Origin of the sequence: Sphingobacterium faecale, assembly GCF_016746095.1 — a bacterium.
In the GTDB taxonomy this organism is placed as follows: domain Bacteria; phylum Bacteroidota; class Bacteroidia; order Sphingobacteriales; family Sphingobacteriaceae; genus Sphingobacterium; species Sphingobacterium faecale.
Map to the genome: position 1 here is coordinate 31,667 of NZ_JAERTY010000008.1, position 22,736 is coordinate 54,402.

Below are 22,736 nucleotides of genomic sequence, written 5' to 3' on the forward strand. Positions count from 1 at the left end.
TAAGTATTCGTGAATGATGCACTTTTTTTTTAGGTTTGTGGGAGTTAAAACTAACTCATGACAGTCGCGTGACGGATATACATTAAGTGAATACAGATCTGATCAAACCAGTTCTTAAATATTTTCGTTTACATACGTAATACTCATGTTGAGCCAAGCACTCATGAGTATTCCAACCCGACAAGTCGGGGAAAGTTAATGACAGATAAAAAATACATTGATACGCATATGAAAACAAAAGTAGCGTTAATTACCGGTGGATTTACCGGTGAGGCTGAAGTGTCCTATAAGAGTTCAGCTTTTGTCTATAGTCAATTGGATAAAAGCAAATACGATGTATATATCATCGATATAACCAACGACGGCTGGTATGGCAGTTTTGGTGAAGGGGACAAGACTACCGTTGAAAAAGCTGATTTTTCTATTCATATTAATGGTGAAAAGATCTGTTTCGATGTAGCCCTGATCATTTTGCATGGTACCCCTGGAGAGGATGGGCGTCTGCAAGGTTATTTTGATATGATCGGGCTACCCTACACCTCCTGTGGCGCATTGACATCAGCGCTGACGATGAACAAAGGTTACACCAAATCAATTGTTGCCGATATACCAGAGATTAATGTTGCCCGGTCTGTACTGTTGTTTGAAAACCACCGCAAAGACGGTATTCAACTCGTGGAAGAAAAATTGCAGCTGCCTTACTTTGTAAAGCCGAATGCTGGAGGGTCAAGCATTGGGATGACCAAGGTAAAAGAGTCTGCACAGCTGCAAGAAGCACTGGACAAAGCCTTTGATGCCGAAAATACGGGACAACAAGTATTGGTTGAAGAGTTTGTGCAAGGTAGGGAGTTCTCACAGGGGATTTTTAGAAATGCAAAAGGCGAGCTGATCGTTTTGCCTGCTACCGAAGTACGGACGACGCGTGAGTTTTTTGACTTTGAAGCCAAATATGTACCAGGATTGACGGAAGAAATCACACCTGCGGATCTTAATGCCGAACAGCGCGATCGTGCAGCCCGCATTATTAAAGAGATATATGTTCGGTTGGATTGTAAAGGAATGGTGCGTGTCGACTTTTTCATAGAAAACGCTACAGAAAAATTTTATTTTATAGAAATTAATACCATTCCGGGACAAACAGCACAAAGTTTTATACCGCAACAAGTACGTGCTTATGGAATGAAAGAAAGTGATTTCTATTCTGAATTGATAGAGACTGCACTAAAAATAATACCAAAAGGAGCCTAACAGGACTCCTTTTGGTATGGATAAATTATATTTTAAAATCAGCGATATTTTGTGTTAAAACGAAAACCGCTTTAAGTTAGGGCGGGTAGCTTTTGGCCTTTTTAGTTCTTCTTGATAGAGAACTTCTCCCAAATTCTTTAAGAAAGGATAAGTGATCGTTTCATACTCATAGATTCCATCATTGTAGATCCCATTCCGGTTGGATTGGACAACCACAGAAACTAAAAATTCAACGCCTTTGTCAAAATCCACAATATAAGCGTTGTCGATATTATAGCCATAAGAGTCTCCATATTTATTAAAGCTTCGGATATTTTGAAAGGAGCTTAACGATCTGTCTCGTCCAAAGTACACGAATTTACTATAAGTAGGCCAGAATTCCGTGACGTCATATTTGGGGTAGGAGACCTCCTGGGGACCTCTTGACATATAGAAGTATAGAAAACGATAATCGTCTTCCGTAAGGTTGAAGCGTTGTTTCACGGGAAAAGCTTCTGGAAAAAGCAGTTTTCTTAAGATTAATTGCTGATCCTCCTAAGCATAGACATTGAGTCCCTCAAAAGACCAAGGTTCGTGCACTAGCTCGTCCGCAGCATTTATATAGCCAATGCCTTGTACCGTATTTTTGAGCCAGGGCATCTCATAATCCTTAGGGTCATATTGAGCGGACTGTCTGTAGATGACCTGACCATCTCTATAAAAAGTAAAAGGATTGGTGTGTTTCGCCCAGATGCCCTTGTCACCGATAGCCAACCTGTTGACAATACGGCTGTATTGGCTGCCATGCTTTTTGAGCTTGCTGTTGATTTCTGCTCTACCCACAAACTCAAAAAGCCGATTATGTCCATCGTTGTCTGAAGTCAGTAGGACCTTTTTGATATAATGTGCAATGCTTGGAAGAGTATTTTCTGAAGAAGAGTCTCTGTATACTGAAGTCTGTCTGTCATAGGTCGAATCTATTTGCAAAGGAGTATCCCGCCCAAGTCCTCTGATCTTTAGTTCGTTTATCTTTTCCAAGGCAAAGATAGCCGTAGGTAACTTGACCGTACTGGCAGGATAAAAATACCAGGTCGGATCAAGTCGGTAACCGAAAGAGGTAAAGTGAGGGATGTTGTCTTTGTCTCTATCAATTTGAGTGTAAAGTATCTGGACTTCGTTGTATGTTGGGTGATTGAGAATTTGGTCAAATAGATCCGGATTTTTTTGCAGTAATGACGAGAGGTAGGTGCTGTCAATCTGTTGTGCCATACCGATTGAAATACTCATAACCGTAAAGTAGAAAAAAATAAAGATGCGCATTGTAGAAATGTTAACGCATGGAAGTTACGAAAATTTAAAGCATTCACCTTTCTATAGTTCTAAAAGTTAGATTAATCCGCGGTTCGTGTGTTTTTTTTGTTGGGGGCAGGCGGTGCATCCAATGCGTCTGTGTAGTGCCCTTCATCATTAATAAGGAGCCATGCTCCAGTACCAGGTCTACTTTTTCTTTACTCTCCTTATGCTTAAAACAGAACTTTCGTTCCGCTCCAAAAGTCAAAGAGGCTATTGCACCATCTTTCTTTAAATCTTTTTCGCCGTCACTGTGCCAGGCCATGCCCTCTGAACCGTCGTTATACAGGTTCAATAAACAGGAGTTGAATGTCTCATTAGACTGCTTTTCTACCATTTCTTTCAGTTCTAGCAGACAGTCAACCCAAGGGAGAGCTGTTTTTTGAATCCCTGAATAGGTATATTCAAACGGTAGATCGCCATACCAGGCTACCATCCGTTTTGTAAAGATGTGTTTTCCGAAAATTACCGCCTCATCGTGACGCCATGCGATATCGTTGTGCAACACGCGGAAATAATGCTCTGGATTGGAAAGGATAACGCCATAGTAGTTGACCGTACCATCGTAAGGCAACCAGTTTTTGTCCGGTTCATCGAGCGGAAATAATTTCATAGGCAAGGGTTAAGGAATTATTTGTGCATTTTCCCAGCCTATTATAGCTGTTTTTCGGGTAGGTCCCCACATGTATCCTCCTACTATCCCTGAGGCCTGTATTACACGATGGCAGGGAATGAGGTAAGCAATCGGATTGCTGCCAATGGCAGTCCCTACAGCTCTGGAAGCTTTTGGGTTGCCGATATGTTCTGCGATTCTTCCATAGGTCTCTAGCTCACCCAAAGGAATCTGAAGTAGAGCTTCCCAGACTTTTAGCTGAAATGCCGTCCCTTTCACGTGTAGTTTTATCGGTTCCTTGGAATCTTTTTCGCCATTCATAAAGTTGCGGACCTGATGATGAAAAGGAGAGGAGGACTCTTTAAACGAAGCATTAGGAAATCGTCCTTCTAAATTTTTTACCCCATTGTCCCGATCGGTTATGAATGCGATATGGCAAATTCCTTTTTCTGTTGCAGCAATAATGATCTCTCCAAAAGAAGTGTCTGCATAGTCGTATGTTATCACCAAACCTTCGCCTCCATTACGATATTCATGGGGAGTCATGCCCTCTAGTTTGACGAAAAGCTCATGGAGACGACTGCTGCTGCTGAGTCCCGTCTTAAACGTTGTTTCAGAAATTGATTCCGATTTCTGAAGCAACGATTTTGCGTGGCTCAGACTGATGTATTGCAAGAATTTTTTAGGCGTAGTGCCTGCCCATTCGTGAAATAACCGCTGGCAGTGAAATGGGCTTAGATGGATATGTGCTGCGATATCTTGCAAGCTGGGTTGCCTATCGAAATTGTCTTTGATAAAAGCTATTGCTTGCGCTATACGCTCGTAGTTCCAATGTCTCTCTTTCTCATTCATACACAAATTTGACTTTAAAAAATCGGGTGTGCAATCCGAAAATTGCTCAAATGCAATTCACTTTTCTATTTTCTCCGTTCCATTCGAACCAAATATTGATCGTTGTCATCTTCATAGAGGACCTGTACAATCCAATTTTCTTCGTGAGCGATACGTATCAATGTAGTTTGATCCATATAGAGCCATTTGAATGGTGCCCCTTTCTGGCCTTGAAACTCGTATTGATAGCCTATCTCGCCAAAGTAGTATTCCGGTCTTGTGATACGGTATTCTTCATAGAGGTAGGAGATATCCGAACTGTCAAATAAGAGCTGTCCTCGGTCCGTTAATAGTGTTTTTGCATGATGCAGCAAGCGACGAAAGCCATCGAGGTCGCCCGCTAGTCCGATGCCATTCATCAGAAACAGTAGGGTGTCATATTTTCCTTCGGAATAATCCCAAAAGCTATGTTGGGCAATATGCAATACACCCCGCTCACGCATAATGTTGCAGGCTGAAGCGGATATTTCTAAAGCAGTGGTTTCAAAACCTTTTTCCTGTAAGTACAATGCATGCGATCCCACTCCAGCACCAACATCCAATACTGTACCATCACATAGGGACAGTGCGATCAGTTCGAGCTCGGGGAAATCCTCTTCTGTACGGAAGAAGACTTCAACAGGCATTTCTTCAATATCGCCGTAGGTGCTGTGTAACAATAAAGGGTGGCTTAGCTCCCCATTCCGATGGAACTGGTTTAGCGCTTCGCCATAAATATCTCTATGCATGTTCGTCAAGTTGTAGGTACCGTATGGCCATTTCTATTTCGGCTTGGTCTCCGGTGTGTTTTAAAGGTTCGTCAGAAAGTTTTATTACAGGTGTCCATTCGCCATCTTCGGGAAGGCTTTCGGTCATTTTTAATACAATATTCATGCGTTCTAGGCCGACATCGTTGGTGAAGTCTGTGCCTATACCAAAGGAATAGCCTATTCTGCCATTACAGTAATTGGTGATTTTCTCAACCTTATCATAGTCGAGACCATCTGAAAAGATAATGGTTTTTGATAAGGGGTCAATTCCTTTGGATTCGTAATGTTTAATAGTTTTTTTTGCAAATTCAATTGCATCCCCACTGTCATGACGTACCCCGTCAAATAGCTTGGTGAGTTTTTTGTCAAATTGCCTAAAAAATGCTTCAGTCGTATAAGTGTCTGAAAGGGCGATTCCCAAGTCACCCCGATATACGTCCGACCAGTTTTCTAACCCCAAAAGATTGGCCATTTTATAACCGTATTTTGCAGCGTGAAACATAAACCATTCATGGGCATGTGTGCCAATTGGTTTGGTCTTGTATTTCATGGCCAGATGTACATTGCTAGTTCCTATAAAAGTTTTTGAAGGGTGCGCTTTTAGCGTTTTGATGACCAGGTCATGTACCGCATAGGAGTGTCTTCGGCGTGTGCCAAAGTCTGCAATGGTGATTTTTAATTTATCGTACTTGTCCATCTTACGGTCTACGATGTCCATCACCTTTTGATCATCGACCCGTTTTGCATCACTCATTTCATAATACAGTTCACAGATTAGAGACATGATAGGTACCTCCCATAGGATGGTGCGGTACCAGAATCCTTCTATTTTGACAGACAGTTCTCCAGCATGTTGTGTAATGCTGACTTCTTCCGGGTTGTAGCGGTACCCTTGTAGAAAATCAAAGTAGGTGGGGTCGATATAAGGACAGGTGTCCGCAAAGAATTGCTTTTCGGCATTGCTGAGCTTAAGTGTTGCCATCGCTCCGATTGCTTCGGTAAGCCTTTCAGCGAAGCCTTCCGGAAAAACGTGCTTACCCCTATTGATGAATTGATACTTTGCTTTTGCTTTTGGGAAGAGTTTGACAACAGCGTACTGCATTGTGAACTTGTAAAAGTCGTTGTCTAGAAGAGATTCAAGTCTTGCCATATCAGAGTCTGTCTTTTTTTTGATTGCTGCATTGTCTATTGCTGTGTTATGAACCGACGCGGATCATGCTAAGCGTGAACGAAAATACCAAAAATAATTTAGCGTTGGACTGTATTTCAACAGTCATCGAATCCTTTTTGCAAAAAAAGCGAGCAGAATCTCTTCTGCTCGCTCCATATTTATTTCAATTTAATAGCTGCTTTTTTGATTACGATGGACTAGCGTCTACTGCTGCTGCCACGTGTACTGGAAGCGCCTTGTTCCGAACGACTGCTGGACGAACGGGAGGTAGTAGTACCTGCGGAGCTTTCTCTGTTTGAAGCCTGAAATACAGGTTGCGAATCTCTACGTTGTTGTGTGCGACTTTCCGGTTGACGGTTCCTTTGCTCCGTTTGGGGCTGTGCAGGAGACTGTCTGCGGCTTTCTGACGATCCGCGATTTGTTTCGGCTCCACGTTGCGTGCGTGATGTTCCTTCATTACTGCGTTGGACCTCCCTAGAGCGATTGTTTTGTTCCTGTTGTGGTTGACGTTGTGTGTTATTCTCCGTTCCCCTTACAGGTTGTTGATCTCGGGATGTTGCTCTGCGCGAACTATTTTGGCTTTCAGATTGCGACTGGCGTTCTGTGCCCCTTTCTGTACCCCTTGAAGATTGCTGCTCTCTTGATGTTGTAGCACCACCGCGTATGCTGGAATTCCCACTTCTGTCGATACTTGTTCCTCTACTGCTTTCGGTTCTTGATGAGCCGGTTTCTGAACGGCGGCTTCCAGTAGAGCTCGTCGCATTACGGTCGGTTCTGCTGGAAGTACTTTCTCCTCTTGAGTTGCTGCGGTCTGTACGTGCAGATTCGGCCTCCCTGCGAGAGCTAGTCGCTCTACCATCTGGACGGTACATGGATACCGAGTTGCGGTCTGTCTGCGCGGTGCCAGGTCGTGATGACTCTCTGAATTCACGGACTTGTACCCGTCTTCCACTACTGCGTTCCATATCCCGGTGGGATGGTCCACCATAGTAGTGATTATTGTTTACAATATATGTGTTATTAATGATAGTAGTATTGTTATAGATGTTAGGACGGCCATAGTAACTATATCTAGATACATTTCTAGAGTGTATATGTCCCACTGGGGCAAATATCCAAATATCCATAGGCAGGCCGATTGAGACATGTAAGTTTACACGAGGAGACATTGGTGCCCATCCGTAATAACCGTTGCCCGAACGTCACTCCACCCAAGCTGGTCCCCATTCGTAGCCGGGGATCCATCCCCATCCTCTATAGCTGTTATGTACCCATCTCCCATAGTGAAAAGGAGCCCAGCCCCAAGGGTAACCCGAAACCCATGTATTGCCATATTCCGTCATCGCCCAATAGCCATTACTGCCATAAGGTCTGAAATTTCTACCTTGATTAGGATACCAAATGTCACCATAGGAAGGGTCACGGTCCCAATAACCATAGGGAGATAGCTCATCGTAGAATACGTCAAAGGATATTCCTCCATAAAACTGTGCCTGTGCCGTAGATGGCTGTAGAAGGTTTGTGAAGATACAAACCAATGTTACGATCAATACTGTTATACCCCTTTTCATATGTGTTTAATTATTTCATGAGCTCGCAAGCTCGGTTTCTTTTTTAATGGCCATATGGAATATCCAAATTATATTATGCACGTTTTTATTACTGTCGGTGTGCATACTGCTTTGCAGTCATTTGTTTTTTTGCAGTCTGTACTACAATGGATATTTCATATGCTTTCTTTCTTAAAACTTTATTGTTCTGTTCTTTTGATGGTAGGACGCTCGAACGGTGAAGAAGGTTTAATCGGTATATTCTGACTAGATTTAAAATAAAAAAATGGTAGATTTATAACTACATTTTAAGGATCACTATTTTGTGACCGCAATAAAAGTTAAAAAATTGTACCTTTGGCCAGTTTTTTGATAAATACATAGTTGTTTTTTATTTACTTCTAAAAAGATAAATGGGAAGGAAATTTAATAATATACTCCTCGAGTTCGCACGACTACATCGGTTTTTGATGCGCGTGTTGCGTGAGGCAGTAAGCCCACCGTATGAGTTTAAAGAAATTGTTCGACAATGTTACGAAATAGGTTGGAAGTCTTTTCCGCTTATTGGGTTGACAGGGTTTATCGTGGGATTTGTCTTTACCAAACAATCTAGACCTTCATTGGAGGATTTTGGGGCTACTTCGTGGCTGCCTGCATTGATTTCTATCGCCATAGTCCGCGCATTAGCACCCTTAGTTACTGCACTCATTGCATCAGGAAAGGTGGGATCACAGATTGGGGCAGAGTTGAGTTCTATGAATGTTACCGAACAGATTGATGCAATGGAAGTTTCGGGAACGAATCCCTTCAAGTTTTTAGTAGTGAGCCGTATTATTGCAACTACATTTATGATTCCTATTCTGTGTTTTTATATTGCCGGAATCGGTCTTTTTGGAGGCTATTTAAGTATTATCGGTAGCGATCAGTTAAGTCTATTGAGTTTCTTTACACAGGTGTTTGATAAAATCGGTTTCGTAGACGTATTCGCCATGACATTACGTGCTGTTGTATTTGGGTTTACCATCGGATTTGCAAGCTGTTATGTTGGATATTATTCATCTAAGGGTACCGAAGGGGTGGGAAAGGCGGCCAATAGCGCGGTAGTAGCTTCTATGTTTACGGTCTTCATAGAAGAATTGCTCATAGTTCAGGTATTATCCTTAATTTCTTAAAAGATGGCAAAGACAGGAAACGTAATTAACTACGAAGACTGCGTGATCCACGTGGATAATGTCAGTAAGTCTTTTGGGGATCTACATGTCTTACGGAATGTCGATCTCAAGCTATTTAATGGAGAGAATCTCGTTGTTTTGGGGAGATCCGGTACGGGGAAATCAGTACTCATTAAGCTGATATCAGGATTGTTAAAGCCAGATACGGGAGATATAACTGTCCTAGGGCAACGTGTAAACGATTTGACGGAAAAGGAACTGATGCAGCTACGGTTACGTATTGGCTTTTCTTTTCAGAACTCCGCATTGTATGATAGTATGACTGTAAGAGAAAACCTTGAATTCCCCTTGGTGCGTAATAAAAGAAATTTGACTAGAGCAGAGATCAATCGTGAAGTGGAGGATGTGCTGGATGGTGTGGGATTGCTTCAGGCATTGAATCAAATGCCATCAGAATTATCCGGTGGACAAAAAAAGCGTATCGGTATAGCACGGACATTGATTTTACGCCCTGATATTATGTTGTACGATGAACCAACAGCGGGCCTAGATCCCATCACGTGTTTAGATATCAATGGGCTGATTAATGAGGTGCAGGAACGGTATAAAACGTCATCTATCATTATTACACATGATCTTGCTTGTGCAAAAATGGTGGGAGATAGGATGGTCATGTTGTTGGACGGTAGGTTTGAAAGACAGGGGACTTTTGAGGAGATCTTTGATACAGATGATATTCGGGTAAAACCATTTTATGATTATAATTTTATAGTATAATAGATTAATAATGAGCGCAGCAGAAAATAAACGATCGTTAATTGTAGGGCTTTTTGCATTAATAGGTCTGGTGATCTTGATCGCAGGTATCTTGGTGTTAGGTACCCAACAAAATAAGTTTAGTAAAAATCTTGTCGTGAAAACCTATTTTCATGATGTAAAAGGATTGAAAGTAGGTAATAATGTTTGGTTTTCTGGGGTGAAAGTCGGTATCATCAAAGAAATAGCCTTTGAAAATGTAGAGAATGTGCGCGTGGTGATGAGTATACAGGAGAAGGATAGTCAGTTTATCCGTAAAGACGTTGTAGCTACCTTGGGTTCAGATGGTCTGATTGGTAACGCTATTATCAGTTTGGTAGGAGGTACAGCTGCTAATCCGCAGATAGCAGATGGCGACGTTATTAAGTCCGGACCTAGCGCTGGAATGGATCAGATGGTAGGCCTTTTACAGGAAAATGGTGCGAATTTGACTGTTATTACCGATAACTTTGCAAAGCTTTCGCAACAGTTGGTAGAAGGAAAAGGGACCGTCGGAGCCTTGCTCGCTGACGACGGCATTGCGACTAATCTGAAAACTTCGGTCGTTGCATTAAATAAAGTGATGTTAAGTGCTGATAAGGCAGTGCATAATCTCGTTGGACTGACTGAAAAGTTGAATGGAAATCAAGGGTTGATTCATGATCTCACTACAGATACAGAGGTGTTTGCTAGCCTCAGAGAGTCTGCAGCACAGCTTCAGGGCGTGACTCAGACGGCGAATGCATTGATGGAAAACCTGAACAAGACTTCTGCGCGTCTTAATGATAAGGATAATGCCTTGGGTGTACTGACAAATGACCCTGTGGCTGCGGAAGAAATCCGCCAAATACTCAAAAACTTAAATACGAGTACAGAAAAGCTGGATGTGAACATGGAGGCATTACAAAGTAATTTTTTGTTGCGCGGATATTTTAAGAAGAAAGCTAAAGAAGCTGCAGACTCTGCATCGAAATAGGACCGAGTTTAAGGAAATGTAAAATATGGGAGAGATAACAGACAGTGACGTCATTTTTGAAGATAATCACCTGATAGCGGTTAATAAAAGAGGGGGAGATATTGTACAGGTAGACCCTTCGGGAGACAAATCTCTGGAAGAAATGTTGTCTGATTATCTTGCTGAGAAATACAACAAGCCTAATCGTGCATTTGTAGGGGTGATACATCGCTTGGATAGGCCCGTCAGCGGTATGATTCTAATGGCCAAAACCAGTAAAGGATTGGATCGTATGAATAGACTGTTCCACGATAGAGCCGTAGAAAAAACTTATTTGGCTGTAGTCAAGGAGCGTCCCGCTGAGATTAAAGGTAAATTGACTAATTGGTTGCTGAGAGATCGTAAAAAAATGGTTACCAAGGCCTATGATAGAGAGGTCAAGAATGGGAGTTATGCCGAGCTGGATTATGAGGTTGTCGGGCATTTGGATGGATTCTACCTTTTAAAGGTTACCCCTTTGACCGGACGGACCCATCAAATCCGCTGTCAGTTAGCTTATATGGGCTGCCCTATTGTGGGCGATAATAAATACGGTTATCCGAGAGGATCTATACGTCGGACCATCTGTTTGCATTCTCGTTCTTTGGCCTTCAAACACCCCGTAACCGAAGAGGATATGTGTATTGAAGCACCATTGCCGGAAGATGGGTTCTGGGAAAAATTTAATAGACTCCTCCGGAAGTAGAATATTACCTAGGTTTCTGTTTTTAATTCTGTAACTTTGTGACATGAAAGCAGTTCGCTATACATTTGTTTTTGGAATCTTGTTGGGTTTTTCTTTATTTACACCCAAGACAACGTTGTCACAATGTGCTATGTGTTCGTTAAATGCTGAAAATAGTACGCAACATGGAAACTCTCAAGGTAAAGGGTTAAATAACGGAATCTTTTTTCTGTTAGGCGCACCTTTCTTAATAGGGGCCGGGATAGGAATTCTTTGGTATAAAAAATATCGGGTAAAAACTCCTAAACCTGCAGCTTTTTCCCAGCATTAATCGAGACTTGCTCTTATTGTTTCACCGCTTTTTAGAGATATTGCATCACACTATCGAAAATAAATGCTTTTTCGTTATGATGTTTTGCTATATGGGCTTGCAATGATACGATGTGTTCGGACTGAAATTGTTGGATCTGTTCTTCATCGTTTACGATTAGCTGTACACAATACGTATGTCCTTCATGTGGAGTGTTGAGCATTTTTAGAAACTTAATGTCGTTGGGTAAAGTGGGAGTCCAAGACTGTTGGAGCCATGAAAGAAGAGTCTCATGTTGACTTTCTTCGATGATGATAGAAACGTTGTATAGATACATACCGCAAAGGTAAGCAATCTAAATTCCTAACCTGTAAAAAAAAAGTTGCAATATAGGTTTAGTCTAGGAAAATTATAATATTTGATAGAACGAGAAATAGTTGGATGAGATTTTTAACAATAGCTTTTAGCTTTCTATTGGTTATATCTATTCTGGGCGGTTGTAACGGTCAACGAAAGGTCGAGTACATTCCGGTACAGGATTTTTTCAGTAAGCCGGATCGTTTCAATTTCAGGGTGTCACCCAATGGACGATATATCGCCTATCTGGGATTAGAAGACCATTGCCGTAATATTTTTGTGCTGGATATCGAAGAACCGGATTCTTCGAAGCAACTGACTTATCAGGACAATATGAATGTCCAGTATTTTTTTTGGATAAGTCCGGATAGTATTGTTTTTTCTAATACGCAATCCCCAGGAGATAGTTTACGGATCTTCACTATTGATATACATCAGGAAAATCCTCGCCCTTTGTTGATACCCGCTAAACATGAATTAGGTTGGTTGAGCCCTTTACGTTCTAAAGAAGGGAGCCTCCTTGCGGAGATGAACATAAGAGACTCTTCGGTATTCGATTTATACCGTGTGCCTTTGGACGGATCCGGTCCTCAGTTAGTGGAGGTTAACCCAGGGAATATTAGTTCGTGGTACGCTTCTTCGGATGGCAAGGTGAGATTAGCCTTGACAAGTGACAGTGTCGAAGACCAACTTTTGTATCGTAGGCAGGAAGGAGAGCCTTATCAAAAGATAGTGGAGACAGATTTTGCGACGACAGTGTTGCCGCTTGGTCCAGTCAAAGGAGATAATGCTGCGATCTTTGCTCTATCTAATGTTGGCAGAGATAAGCTTGCTATCGTCAAATTGGATCTTAACTCCGGTAAAGAAGAAGTTGTAGCTGAAAATGAAGATGTCGACATGAACCGGGAAGGATATTCTTTCTCAAGGCAGGAGCTGATCTATACTGCAAGAATATCGGATAAAAAAGAAATAAAGTTACTTAATAAAGATTTTAAGAAAATATATTCCAAGATAACCAACAAGTTCAATGGCTATAATGTCGATATACTTGATATGGATAGCGCTTTAAATACGGTGTTATTTAAGACCTATACAGATATTAACCCAGGAGGTGTATATTACTATTCGAAGACAAAAGACAAAATAGTAGAATTATCTCTTATCAACCCAGCACTTGCAGATAAGAGCTTAGCGCCGATGAAAGAAGTTTCTTTCAATTCGAGGGATGGTAAAACAATCAAAGGCTATCTGACTCGTCCGTTAGTAAAAAAAGATGTATATCCAGTCGTTGTACTGATTCATGATGGCCCGAATAGGAGAGATGTTTGGGGTTTCAATTCTGAAGTACAGTTTTTAGCAAATCGGGGATATGCTGTGTTTCAAATCAATTATAGAGGTTCTGTGGGCTATGGTAAAGATTTTTATACGGCAGGATTTAAACAATGGGGAGGAGAGATTCAGAACGACATCAGTGATGGTGTTGCTTGGTTGATCCATCAAGGTATCGCAGATAAAAATCGCATAGCCATAATGGGAACCGGTTTCGGAGGGTATTCCGCTCTATATGCGGCTTGTTTTAACCCAACTTTATATAAATGTGCTATTTCAGCTTCAGGATATACCAATCTATTTACCTATCTCAAGGAAATACCACCATATTACCAACCTTATCTACAGCTTTATTACAATATTATAGGAGACCCTACCAGAGAATATGAACTGTTTAAAGCGATATCACCGTTATTCCATGCGGAAAAGGTAAGAATGCCTATTTTGATGTTTCATGGAGGGAGGGATCGGTTTAATAGTCTGACTGATGTCAATCAATTCGTACAGAAAGTTAAAAACAATAAAGTTGCCGTAAAATATGTTTTTAAAGAAGATGAGGGACGTCGATTCAAGAAGGATGAAAATGTAATTGAATATTACCAGATGATAGAACAATTCCTTAAAGAACAATTATAGTTGATGGGAAACTTTGGTTTACAATATCGCAAGAATTTTGGCCTTTTAATAATATTCTTGGTTCTGGTGACGGTTTTGTTCGTAACATCTGCTTTTTTTGCGCGTACGATGACGACTAATTTCGTGGAGACCGAGTTTAATAATAAAAAAGTAGAGGTTTTTGACGAATTCATTAAACCATTTAATGAGTTTTTTTCGACAAAGGTTCCTGAAATATCGTATTACCAAGGGTACATTGACTCAGCACAGGGAGCAGAGTTTTCGAATACGGTACTGCGCCGATACCCATTTGTCGATAATGTAAATTTTTTTGACGTCGTATTTACCAATAGAGACGAATTGGGAAAGGGATTGCGTTTTAATAATTTAGGAATATCATCACGTAACTCCTATAACTTCAAACTGGATAAAGACAATCGTTTTATCGCCGTGCATCAAAGGTCAGATGATTATAAGAACCACGCCGAGGACTTCAATAATGTGATGATCAAGCTAGCTGGTTTTCTGGATAGGGTATCTGATTCTACACGCTTGACTGATAATGATATCTATAAAGTGTTTTATACGTTACAACCGGGGAAGATATCATACCTGAATATTCCACGGATGTCTGATATCATGGCTTACAAATCGATGATGCGTTTTGAAGATCTGCCAAAGAGTGATTACGAGCAGGATTTGTTTGTCTTTGCTATAGAGCCACGGAAAATGGCTATTACCAACAAGTACCCTAATTTGTATGAAGAGATTACGATCAGGCCGGTCGTAGACCAATATGTGGTGGAGAACACGGCTTATCTAAATACAGAACTTGCTCTTCCTGGTGCTCTATCCGATTATAAGCTACAGTTTGAAGCCTCTAGAGAATTTATTCAGACCGATATTAACCGACGTTTTTTTCCGGTCATGATAGCACTATCTATTATTTATCTGATTTTACTGACAGTAGGTTATCTAATTTACCGTAATGTGATGATCAATAGCCGGCTGTATCAGTTGCAATATGATTTTATCAATAATCTGACTCACGAGTTTAAGACTCCGGTAAGCGTTATTAAAATTGCAGGGAATAACATTAAAAGTGCTGAAAAGATATCTGATGCCGAAAGGAATATGTATGGCCGGATTCTTGATCAGGAAGCCGATAAGTTGAATGCCTTAATGAACAAACTATTGTCCTTTGCACAGATTGAGAATAAATCTATTAAGTTTAATGGAGAGTATATCGAACTTCAGGAATTTTGCCAACATATATTCGATGCGAGTCACCTTAAGTATCCGGATCTACAGCTGAATTATGAAATCGATGTGAAAAATGAGATGTATGCAGATCCTGTTCTTTTGACGAGTGTATTTCAGAATTTGATCGATAATGCCTACAAATATTCGGCGCCGGATCGAAAAGTTTTAGATATCCGTGTCCAACAAAATAAGAAGAATTTTGTTATTTTGTTCAAAGATCAAGGAATAGGTATAGATAAGAAAGAATATAATAGTATTTTTAAAAAATTTTACCGAGTTAAGAACCAATTTAATCAACAAGGAAGCATTGGATTGGGCTTAGCCTTCTGTAAAGAGATTACTGAATTTATGGGGGGAGAGATTAAAGTGGACAGTCAAATAAATGTTGGTACGGTTTTTACACTAAGTTTCCCTGTAGAAGTTAAAAAAGCATAAATTATGGAAAAAGATATTACTGTTGCGGTCGTAGAAGATGATGAAAACCTACGTTTTTTAGTCAGTCATCGTTTGCAGACCGAAAATTATAAAGTTCTTCAGGTCGGGAATGGTTTGGAGGCGGAGAAATTGATTTTGGAGGCTCAACCTGATATCGTTCTGTTGGACTGGATGCTTCCAGGAAAAGAGGGAATAGAGGTTTGCGAGGCAGTTCGTAAAGGGGGCTTTGAAAATACCATCATTATGATGACGGCGAAGTCTCAGGATGTTGATAAAATAGATGCCTATAGCTACGGGATAACAGACTATATCACCAAGCCGTTCAATATGGACGTATTAGTCGCTATGATCGAAAATAAAGTGCGTTTCTTTGTTCCTAAAAATAGCAATAAGGATGTGCATATTTTTGGAAATACGGAGCACCACCCTCAGATTCACTCGTTGGTGAGAGATGGCAAAAAAATAGAACTGACTATTTTAGAAAACCGGATTCTTTTACATTTCTTGCAGAATATGGGGCGCGAAATAACGAGAGAAGAACTGATGGAAGTTGTCTGGGGCTACAGTTCCAATGTAAATACCAGAACTTTGGATATGCATGTTGTCCGACTGCGTAAAAAAATCGAGAACAATCCCGATAAGCCAACCTATCTCCAAACAGTCAGAGGTTTAGGATATAAGTTTGTGGATGAAGAATAAATTGATGGATTTGGATAATTAAATCGTTTTAATTATCTTCGTGAATATCGAGCAAGACCACTCTTTCAAATGGAGAAAGAGTGGTCTTGTTTCTTTTTTATTAAGAATTTAGTGTTTACTATTTAAGTTAATTGAAATAATTATGGCGGAAGTAACTTATTACACAGAAGAAGGGTTAGCGAAGTTAAAAGAAGAACTACAGTACCTAAAAACAGAAGGAAGAACCAAAATAGCAAATGCTATTGCAGAAGCTAGAGATAAAGGGGACTTGTCTGAAAATGCAGAATACGATGCGGCTAAAGAAGCGCAAGGCTTACACGAATCGAAAATAGCTAAGTTGGAAGACGTATTGGCAAGTGCACGATTGATCGATGAATCGAAATTGGATCTATCTAAAGTATTAGCGCTTTCTATCGTAAAGATAAAAAACAAGAAAAATGGTGCAGAAATGACCTACCAATTGGTTTCCGAGACTGAAGCGGATTTAAAAGCAGGCAAAATATCAGTTAAATCTCCGATTGCGCAGGGATTATTAGGTAAGTCTGTTGGTGATATTGCTAAAGTTAGTGTTCCAGCAGGCGAAATTGAGCTTGAAATCTTGGATATTTCTAGATAGTATTTATATAGGTTATGAGCGGATTGCCATAACCGCTCACATAACTTTAATCCCATAAAGAGGGCCATCCAAAGCGGTGACCCTCTTTCTTTTTTATAAAGCAAGCCAACTTTCATGATACTTTATGCAGGTACTTCTCGAAGGTTTTGTTATATTTCCTCTATAAAAAAGATAAAATGGATGAGGAGAACTACAAAATTCACCTGAATATTACAACGCAATTATATTGCGTATAAGGGAGAATTTATGTAGGTTTGTTCATTGATCAACTTGAAGGATAAATGTCTACAATATTTTCAAAGATTATTTCGGGAGAAATACCTGCTTATAAAGTTGCTGAGAGCAATGATTATTTAGCTTTTTTAGATATTTCACCGCTTACTCCAGGACATGTGTTGGTAATCCCAAAAAAGGAAACAGATTATATATTTAACATTCATGATGATGAATATATGGGGATGTGGGTTTTTGCAAAAATCGTAGCGCAGGGTATAAAAAAGGTATTCCCTTGCCGTAAAGTTGGTGTCGCAGTAGTGGGGTTGGAAGTTGAGCACGCTCATATACACCTTATGCCGCTTAATGAAGTAGGCGATATGAACTTTGAAAAAGAAAAACTGTCTTTACCTGCCGAGGAAATGACGAAAATAGCGGATGAAATCCGTCACGCAGTGGTCTCTATCACCAATGGCGAGTAGTCATCGTCTTATACTCGTATTGTAAAAAAGAAATATGCAAGATTTTTTAGTGTCATTTCAACAATTATTAGACGCTGAGTACTTATTAAGTCATGGCGGGTTTTATATTGTTTGTTTAATTGTCTTTGCAGAGACGGGGCTTTTCTTTGGCTTTTTTCTGCCTGGAGACTACCTACTGTTTTTAGCAGGATTGTTCTGCGCACTCAATAAGATTGATGTGGGAATTACCACAATGTATTTTGGAATACTGGGAGCCGGCATACTAGGCAATTTTGCTGGGTACTGGTTTGGACATCGAACCGGACCTATGCTCTTTAAGCGAAAGGACTCGCTGATTTTCAAAAGGAAATATGTCGTCATGGCCGAGGAGTTTTATCAGAAATATGGTGGTACTGCATTAGTCATTGGGCGCTTTGTGCCAATTATTCGTACCTTTGCGCCAATATTTGCCGGTGTGGTCAAATTGGACTTCAAGAAGTTTGTGCTTTATAATGTTTTAGGTGCATTTATCTGGGTGTCTGTCTTGACTCTTTCGGGCTATTATTTGGGAGAGCTTTTCCCTTCTATCATTAATTATGTAGAGTATATTATTGTTGGTATGATTGTTATTGCTTTCTTACCTATAATCATTGCTTTAATAAAACGGTGGATAAAAGGCCAAAAAGAAAAAAAGAAACAAAATAAACAGTAAATATATTAATGAGTACACAACACCCTTGGCACCAAGTTTCTCCTGGTGAGGACCTGCCAAACTCCGTAAATGCTATTATAGAAATACCTAAAGGTTCGAAAGCCAAATACGAAATCGATAAAGATAGCGGTCTACTAAAACTGGATAGAGTTTTATTCTCTTCTGTAATGTATCCGGCTAACTACGGTTTTATTCCCCAAACTTACTGTGATGATAAAGATCCGTTAGATATTTTGGTTCTTTGTTCTGTTGATGTAGTGCCGATGAGCCTTATCGAAGCAAAGGTTATCGGTGTGATGCATATGATAGACGGTGGTGAGCAAGATGACAAGATTATTGCTGTAGCAAAAAATGATATGTCTGTCAATCACATCAACGACCTTTCTGAATTACCTCCGCATACGATGAAAGAGATTGTACGTTTCTTCCAGGACTACAAAGCTCTAGAAGGTAAAAATGTAACCATTGAAAATTTATATGGACGTACTTACGCTCAGAATGTTATATTAGAGAGTATTGAGCTGTATAACAAAGATATAAGAAACAAATAACCCCTGATGGCCCTCGATATTTTTTGGACAATTTTTTTAGTTTTTGCAAACGGTTTTTTTGTTGCTGCTGAGTTTGCTATAGTAAAAGTGAGAGCATCTCAGATAGAGTTGCAGGCAAAGTCGGGTAGTAATGTCGCTAAAATTGCAAAAAATATTACAGAGCATTTGGATAAATATCTAGCTGCTACACAGCTAGGTATTACTTTAGCTTCTTTAGGCTTAGGATGGAAGGGAGAGGCTGTGATGACACAGCTTGTATCCCAACTGTTTGCTTACCTACAAGTGGATGTGTCTCAAGGTTGGGCAAAATGGGCTGGATTTGCAATAGCATTCGGTACTATCACTTTTCTGCATGTTGTATTGGGGGAGCTTGCTCCAAAGTCTATTGCTATACAAAAGCCCGTAGCTACAACCATGAAAGTTGCTATTCCTTTACGTATTTTTTCTTGGGCATTAATGCCTTTAATTTACGTTTTTAATGGATTTGCGAACTTTTTATTGAGGTTGGTTGGTATACAGCCTAACCCTAATGATTCCACGCACTCTTCTGAAGAACTCCAGTATCTATTGGAAAAAGGAAAAGAATCAGGAGCCTTAAATACTTCGGAACATGAGCTCATCAAGAATGTCTTCGATTTTAACGAGCGTATCGTGAAAAATATCATGGTACCGCGTACCAAGATTGTGGCGGTAGAAATCGACGATTCAGCCGAAGAGTTTATTAATACAGTGACCGAAGAAGGCTACTCCCGTATCCCGATCTATGATGATAATATCGATCAGATTGTAGGTGTAGTCCATACCAAAGATATTCTCCCGTTACTGGTAAAAGGTAAAGATGTGGTGTTGAAAAATATCATGCGCAAACCCTACTTTATTCCTGAAACAAAAAAGATCAATGATTTGATGACGGAGTTTCAGCAGAAGCGTATACAGATCGCATTTGTTCTAGATGAGTTTGGCGGTACTTCTGGTATGGTTACGTTGGAAGATATTGTTGAAGAACTGGTTGGCGAGATACAGGACGAGTATGACGAGGAAACACCCGTTGTCGAACGTATTTCCGAGACGGAGTATATGGTAGATGCAGGAGCATCTGTACACGATTCAAACGGTTATTTACCGTTGGAGCTTCCAGAAAGCTCGGATTATGATACTATAGCTGGATTGGTAAGCCACGTGTTTGAGAAAATCCCTGATGTCGGCGAATCTACAGAAGAGTTTGGGTACGTGTTTACCATTATGAAAAAAACACAGCAGAACATTGAATTTGTGAAGTTGGATTTAGTGGAGACCGCTAATGACGATGATGACGAATAATCCTAATGCAGCTTTTTTACACCCCAGAGATAGAAGCCCATCATGCCGCTTTTCTACTGAATGAAGAAGAGAGCAAGCATGCTATTCGGGTATTACGGCTACAGGTCGGAGATACCATACACCTAGTCGATGGAAGGGGAGGGCTGTATGAAACTGAAATATTGGATGCACACCCCAAGCGTACAAGCCTAAAGATATTAAATGTTCAGACCGATTTCGGTGGATTGCCCTATCGTTTGCATATGGTCGTGGCTCCTACAAAGAACATGGATAGGCTGGAGTGGTTTTTAGAAAAAGCCACCGAGGTTGGATTGTATGAGTTTACACCCATTATCTGTGAGCATTCCGAACGAAAAGAAGTGAAGGTCGAACGGTTAGAGAAGGTTGCAATAGCTGCGATGAAGCAATCTCTAAAAGCTTATCTGCCACGCGTAAACCCCGCTATTTCATTTAGTAAATTTCTACAACAAGTTGCCGGAACAGAATCTTATAAAGGTCTCGCCCATTGTGTGGAGTCGGAAAAGAAATATATCTCTACGGCTTTTGCATCTAAAGGCGATTACTTATTACTGATCGGTCCTGAAGGCGATTTCTCTGAAAAAGAAATAAGCCAGGCATTAGATGCTGGCTTTATTCCTATTTCTTTGGGTGATGCTAGGTTGCGTACTGAAACAGCCGCATTAGCTTCCGTGATTGAAGTATCTTTATTGAACCGCTAGCGGATCAGCTCTGCATCCAATATCTGTATCTCCGCATTTCCTTTGAGCGGTTCTGGGTTGAATTTCATTTTCCCCTTGATCTTAATAGGCTCCTCGGTATACTTGATACTTCCTTTTTTCATAAATACCTCGACCATAGGAGGAATACCATTGGTTCCACAAAACTGACATTGTGCAATCGGAAGTACAGATAGCATAAAAGTACTGTGGTTTCTGCCACTCGTGAGCGGCACGATATATCCTGGCAAGTCTACAATTTTGTTTTCCAGTTTTTTAAGCTCTGGTGGGTAATGCGGTGTATAGACCTTTTTATTGCCTTCAGTGCTGACTTTGTACATCATTTTATCAATGGCTTCCCAGGTATTGTTCATCATTGGAGTGTGGTCCGGCACATTGAGGTTTGGATAATCTTTTATCTGGGCATTTGAAACCAATGTGCTCAGCAAAAGAAAGTTTAGTATTAAAAATAATTTGTTCATTCTCTGGATTGTCTATGATTATACCCTGTTGTTATTTGGATGATAATGTTTTTGAAATAGTTGTATTATATGCTTTGAATGCTGGGATCAAAGCGGCTATTACGCCTAATGCTATCGCTGCCGCTAGAATAAGCAATTCATTCGGGTATAGCTTAAACGCTTCAATAAAATCCGCACTTTCACTCGTCTGTGTACTTATATAGTACAGTATCGTATGTCCCATCAGTAGACCGACCAAACCACCGATAAGTGTAATGACAAGCCCTTCGGCTACAACCAATGCAAATAGCTTGTTTTTGGTGGCTCCCATGGTACGCATGATTGCCATATCATACCGTCTGTCTTTCAATGCATTGTATAAGCTTATAAATACACTCAATGCTGCAATCAGCATAATAACATAAGCCAGTATAGCAAGTGAATCTAGGCCTACACCCAATAGTGAAAAGATCCTAGAACTCTCTATGGCTGGGGAAGCAGCCTGCATATGGGTGCTTTGGTTAATCAGTCGAGGTAGCACGCCTATGGCCGCTGGAGAGCTGTATTTGACTAAAAGAGCGGTGATTTCGACGCCATGGTCTTCTATCATGTCCTGTCCTATACTTTTGACCATGCCAGGTACTTCCATTCTTGGTTTTTCTTTAACCAATTCTTCTTCTTCTGCGTCCGCATGGTCATGCTTATGCTCCTCTGCTGTTGCATGTTCATGGTTGTGATCCCCATCACCGTGCTCATGTTTATGGTCATCTGCTTTATGTTCATGTGTCGAACCGCTATGATGTGCATGGTCGTGATCGTGGTCATGATCACAGTTTGGTCCATGTATATGTTCTCCATCATGCGCTATGCCATGTACCTCCCAAACACTAGCTAGGTTGGATAGTATAAGATTGTCTACGACAGATCGAGCTGGCGCCAGTATACCAACCACTTTGAACGGGTGGTCATCATGGACGTGTGCATCAGCCGAAAGACCATGCGCACTATGTATTTCATCTCCAATTTTTAAGTGGTGCTTTCGGGCTACTTCAGCACCGAGTACAATCTCAAAGCTTTTGGACCATAATGCCCCCTCCGAAAGCTTCAGTTCATATAGTCCCATAAACGAAGTGTCTGTGCCGATAATCCGGTGCCCTTTGAAATTGTCGCCCAAAGAAATCGGAACAGCCAATTGTACAAAGGGATTTTCAGCTATCTTGTTTGCTTCCGCAAGCGAAATATTTCCAGTAGGATTATCCACATGGTATAGGCTGCTCAGTATGAGCTGCATTGGACTGCCTTTGGCACCGATTACCAAGTCAACATTCTTACTGTTGTTTTCTAGTTGTTTTTCAAAGGTATCTCCCGATATATATATAACCAATAATATAGCAACCCCGAATGCGGTCAAGACTATACTCAATAGGGTTGCCCCCCACTGTTGGGTAATATTCTTCCAAACTAATGCAAAATTGTTCATA

At 40.6% G+C, this 22,736-nt stretch carries 25 protein-coding genes; 14 read left to right on the forward strand and 11 right to left on the reverse strand.

Annotation, left to right across the window (positions count from 1 at the left end; translation table 11 throughout):
* Positions 1-228 precede the first annotated feature (228 nt).
* Complete coding sequence (locus JKG61_RS13880) at positions 229-1,248, forward strand: D-alanine--D-alanine ligase (protein ID WP_202103564.1); 1,020 nt, start codon at positions 229-231, stop codon at positions 1,246-1,248.
* A gap of 54 nt (positions 1,249-1,302) precedes the next feature.
* Here the strand turns inward: JKG61_RS13880 and JKG61_RS22930 are convergent, their stop codons facing one another.
* The 8 genes from JKG61_RS22930 to JKG61_RS13915 all read right to left on the reverse strand — a co-directional run bounded on the left by JKG61_RS22930 (position 1,303) and on the right by JKG61_RS13915 (position 7,572).
* Positions 1,303-1,731, reverse strand: a complete 429-nt coding sequence (locus tag JKG61_RS22930; protein ID WP_237249482.1) for a hypothetical protein — start codon at positions 1,729-1,731, stop codon at positions 1,303-1,305.
* Positions 1,732-1,782: 51 nt separating this feature from the next.
* Complete coding sequence (locus tag JKG61_RS22935) at positions 1,783-2,514, reverse strand: serine hydrolase (protein WP_237249483.1); 732 nt, start codon at positions 2,512-2,514, stop codon at positions 1,783-1,785.
* Positions 2,515-2,590: 76 nt separating this feature from the next.
* Positions 2,591-3,190, reverse strand: a complete 600-nt coding sequence (locus JKG61_RS13890; RefSeq protein ID WP_202103565.1) for an alpha-ketoglutarate-dependent dioxygenase AlkB family protein — start codon at positions 3,188-3,190, stop codon at positions 2,591-2,593.
* Positions 3,191-3,199: 9 nt separating this feature from the next.
* Positions 3,200-4,042 carry a bifunctional transcriptional activator/DNA repair enzyme AdaA gene (locus JKG61_RS13895; protein WP_202103566.1) on the reverse strand — a complete coding sequence of 281 codons (843 nt, stop codon included), beginning with the start codon at positions 4,040-4,042 and terminating at the stop codon, positions 3,200-3,202.
* Positions 4,043-4,107: 65 nt separating this feature from the next.
* Positions 4,108-4,809, reverse strand: a complete 702-nt coding sequence (locus tag JKG61_RS13900; RefSeq protein ID WP_202103567.1) for a class I SAM-dependent methyltransferase — start codon at positions 4,807-4,809, stop codon at positions 4,108-4,110.
* Complete coding sequence (gene pncB / locus JKG61_RS13905; RefSeq protein ID WP_202103568.1) at positions 4,802-5,980, reverse strand: nicotinate phosphoribosyltransferase; 1,179 nt, start codon at positions 5,978-5,980, stop codon at positions 4,802-4,804. Before pncB ends, JKG61_RS13900 begins: the two co-directional genes overlap by 8 nt.
* Positions 5,981-6,198: 218 nt before the next feature.
* The gene (locus tag JKG61_RS13910) at positions 6,199-7,128 is read right to left on the reverse strand and encodes a hypothetical protein (protein WP_202103569.1); all 930 of its coding nucleotides are present in this window, start codon (positions 7,126-7,128) and stop codon (positions 6,199-6,201) included.
* Positions 7,129-7,203: 75 nt separating this feature from the next.
* Positions 7,204-7,572 carry a DUF6600 domain-containing protein gene (locus JKG61_RS13915; protein ID WP_202103570.1) on the reverse strand — a complete coding sequence of 123 codons (369 nt, stop codon included), beginning with the start codon at positions 7,570-7,572 and terminating at the stop codon, positions 7,204-7,206.
* A gap of 392 nt (positions 7,573-7,964) precedes the next feature.
* On the opposite strand from JKG61_RS13915, the gene JKG61_RS13920 reads away from it, so the two are divergent.
* From JKG61_RS13920 to JKG61_RS13935, 4 genes are read left to right on the forward strand one after another with little or no spacing between them, the layout of a single operon-like run.
* Positions 7,965-8,723, forward strand: a complete 759-nt coding sequence (locus JKG61_RS13920) for an MlaE family ABC transporter permease (protein ID WP_237249484.1) — start codon at positions 7,965-7,967, stop codon at positions 8,721-8,723.
* A 3-nt stretch (positions 8,724-8,726) separates the two neighbouring features.
* Positions 8,727-9,500, forward strand: coding sequence for an ABC transporter ATP-binding protein (locus tag JKG61_RS13925; protein WP_202103571.1), 774 nt, complete (start codon positions 8,727-8,729; stop codon positions 9,498-9,500).
* Positions 9,501-9,510: 10 nt separating this feature from the next.
* Positions 9,511-10,494 carry an MlaD family protein gene (locus JKG61_RS13930; RefSeq protein ID WP_202103572.1) on the forward strand — a complete coding sequence of 328 codons (984 nt, stop codon included), beginning with the start codon at positions 9,511-9,513 and terminating at the stop codon, positions 10,492-10,494.
* A 25-nt stretch (positions 10,495-10,519) separates the two neighbouring features.
* Positions 10,520-11,218, forward strand: a complete 699-nt coding sequence (locus tag JKG61_RS13935) for an RluA family pseudouridine synthase (protein WP_202103573.1) — start codon at positions 10,520-10,522, stop codon at positions 11,216-11,218.
* A 341-nt stretch (positions 11,219-11,559) separates the two neighbouring features.
* On the opposite strand, the gene JKG61_RS13940 is transcribed toward JKG61_RS13935, so the two are convergent.
* Positions 11,560-11,844 (reverse strand): DUF4286 family protein, encoded by a 285-nt coding sequence (locus tag JKG61_RS13940; protein WP_202103574.1) that lies wholly within the window; start codon positions 11,842-11,844, stop codon positions 11,560-11,562.
* 104 nt (positions 11,845-11,948) lie between these two features.
* Between JKG61_RS13940 and JKG61_RS13945 the strand changes: the two genes are divergently transcribed.
* The 9 genes from JKG61_RS13945 (at position 11,949) to JKG61_RS13985 (ending at position 20,797) form a co-directional block, all read left to right on the forward strand.
* A complete protein-coding gene (locus tag JKG61_RS13945) occupies positions 11,949-13,829 on the forward strand; it encodes a S9 family peptidase (protein ID WP_202103575.1) in 1,881 nt (626 codons plus the stop codon).
* A gap of 3 nt (positions 13,830-13,832) precedes the next feature.
* Complete coding sequence (locus tag JKG61_RS13950; protein WP_202103576.1) at positions 13,833-15,506, forward strand: sensor histidine kinase; 1,674 nt, start codon at positions 13,833-13,835, stop codon at positions 15,504-15,506.
* A 3-nt stretch (positions 15,507-15,509) separates the two neighbouring features.
* Entirely contained in the window at positions 15,510-16,205 is a 696-nt protein-coding gene (locus JKG61_RS13955) for a response regulator transcription factor (RefSeq protein ID WP_202103577.1), read from the forward strand.
* Between the two features lie 142 nt (positions 16,206-16,347).
* Entirely contained in the window at positions 16,348-16,821 is a 474-nt protein-coding gene (gene greA, locus JKG61_RS13960; protein WP_202103578.1) for a transcription elongation factor GreA, read from the forward strand.
* 281 nt (positions 16,822-17,102) lie between these two features.
* Positions 17,103-17,516 carry an HIT family protein gene (locus tag JKG61_RS13965; protein ID WP_202103579.1) on the forward strand — a complete coding sequence of 138 codons (414 nt, stop codon included), beginning with the start codon at positions 17,103-17,105 and terminating at the stop codon, positions 17,514-17,516.
* A gap of 34 nt (positions 17,517-17,550) precedes the next feature.
* Positions 17,551-18,207: a DedA family protein gene (locus tag JKG61_RS13970; protein ID WP_202103580.1), complete on the forward strand. Its 657-nt coding sequence runs from the start codon at positions 17,551-17,553 to the stop codon at positions 18,205-18,207.
* Between the two features lie 8 nt (positions 18,208-18,215).
* Positions 18,216-18,758, forward strand: coding sequence for an inorganic diphosphatase (locus JKG61_RS13975; protein ID WP_133582789.1), 543 nt, complete (start codon positions 18,216-18,218; stop codon positions 18,756-18,758).
* Between the two features lie 6 nt (positions 18,759-18,764).
* Positions 18,765-20,078, forward strand: coding sequence for a hemolysin family protein (locus tag JKG61_RS13980; protein ID WP_202103581.1), 1,314 nt, complete (start codon positions 18,765-18,767; stop codon positions 20,076-20,078).
* A gap of 5 nt (positions 20,079-20,083) precedes the next feature.
* Positions 20,084-20,797: a 16S rRNA (uracil(1498)-N(3))-methyltransferase gene (locus JKG61_RS13985; protein ID WP_202103582.1), complete on the forward strand. Its 714-nt coding sequence runs from the start codon at positions 20,084-20,086 to the stop codon at positions 20,795-20,797.
* On the opposite strand, the gene JKG61_RS13990 is transcribed toward JKG61_RS13985, so the two are convergent.
* Together JKG61_RS13990 and JKG61_RS13995 are read right to left on the reverse strand one after the other, a co-directional pair.
* The gene (locus JKG61_RS13990; RefSeq protein WP_202103583.1) at positions 20,794-21,276 is read right to left on the reverse strand and encodes a hypothetical protein; all 483 of its coding nucleotides are present in this window, start codon (positions 21,274-21,276) and stop codon (positions 20,794-20,796) included. The two genes, JKG61_RS13985 and JKG61_RS13990, sit on opposite strands and share 4 nt — an antisense overlap.
* Positions 21,277-21,307: 31 nt before the next feature.
* Positions 21,308-22,735, reverse strand: a complete 1,428-nt coding sequence (locus JKG61_RS13995; RefSeq protein ID WP_202103584.1) for an FtsX-like permease family protein — start codon at positions 22,733-22,735, stop codon at positions 21,308-21,310.
* Between the last annotated feature and the right edge of the window lies 1 nt (position 22,736).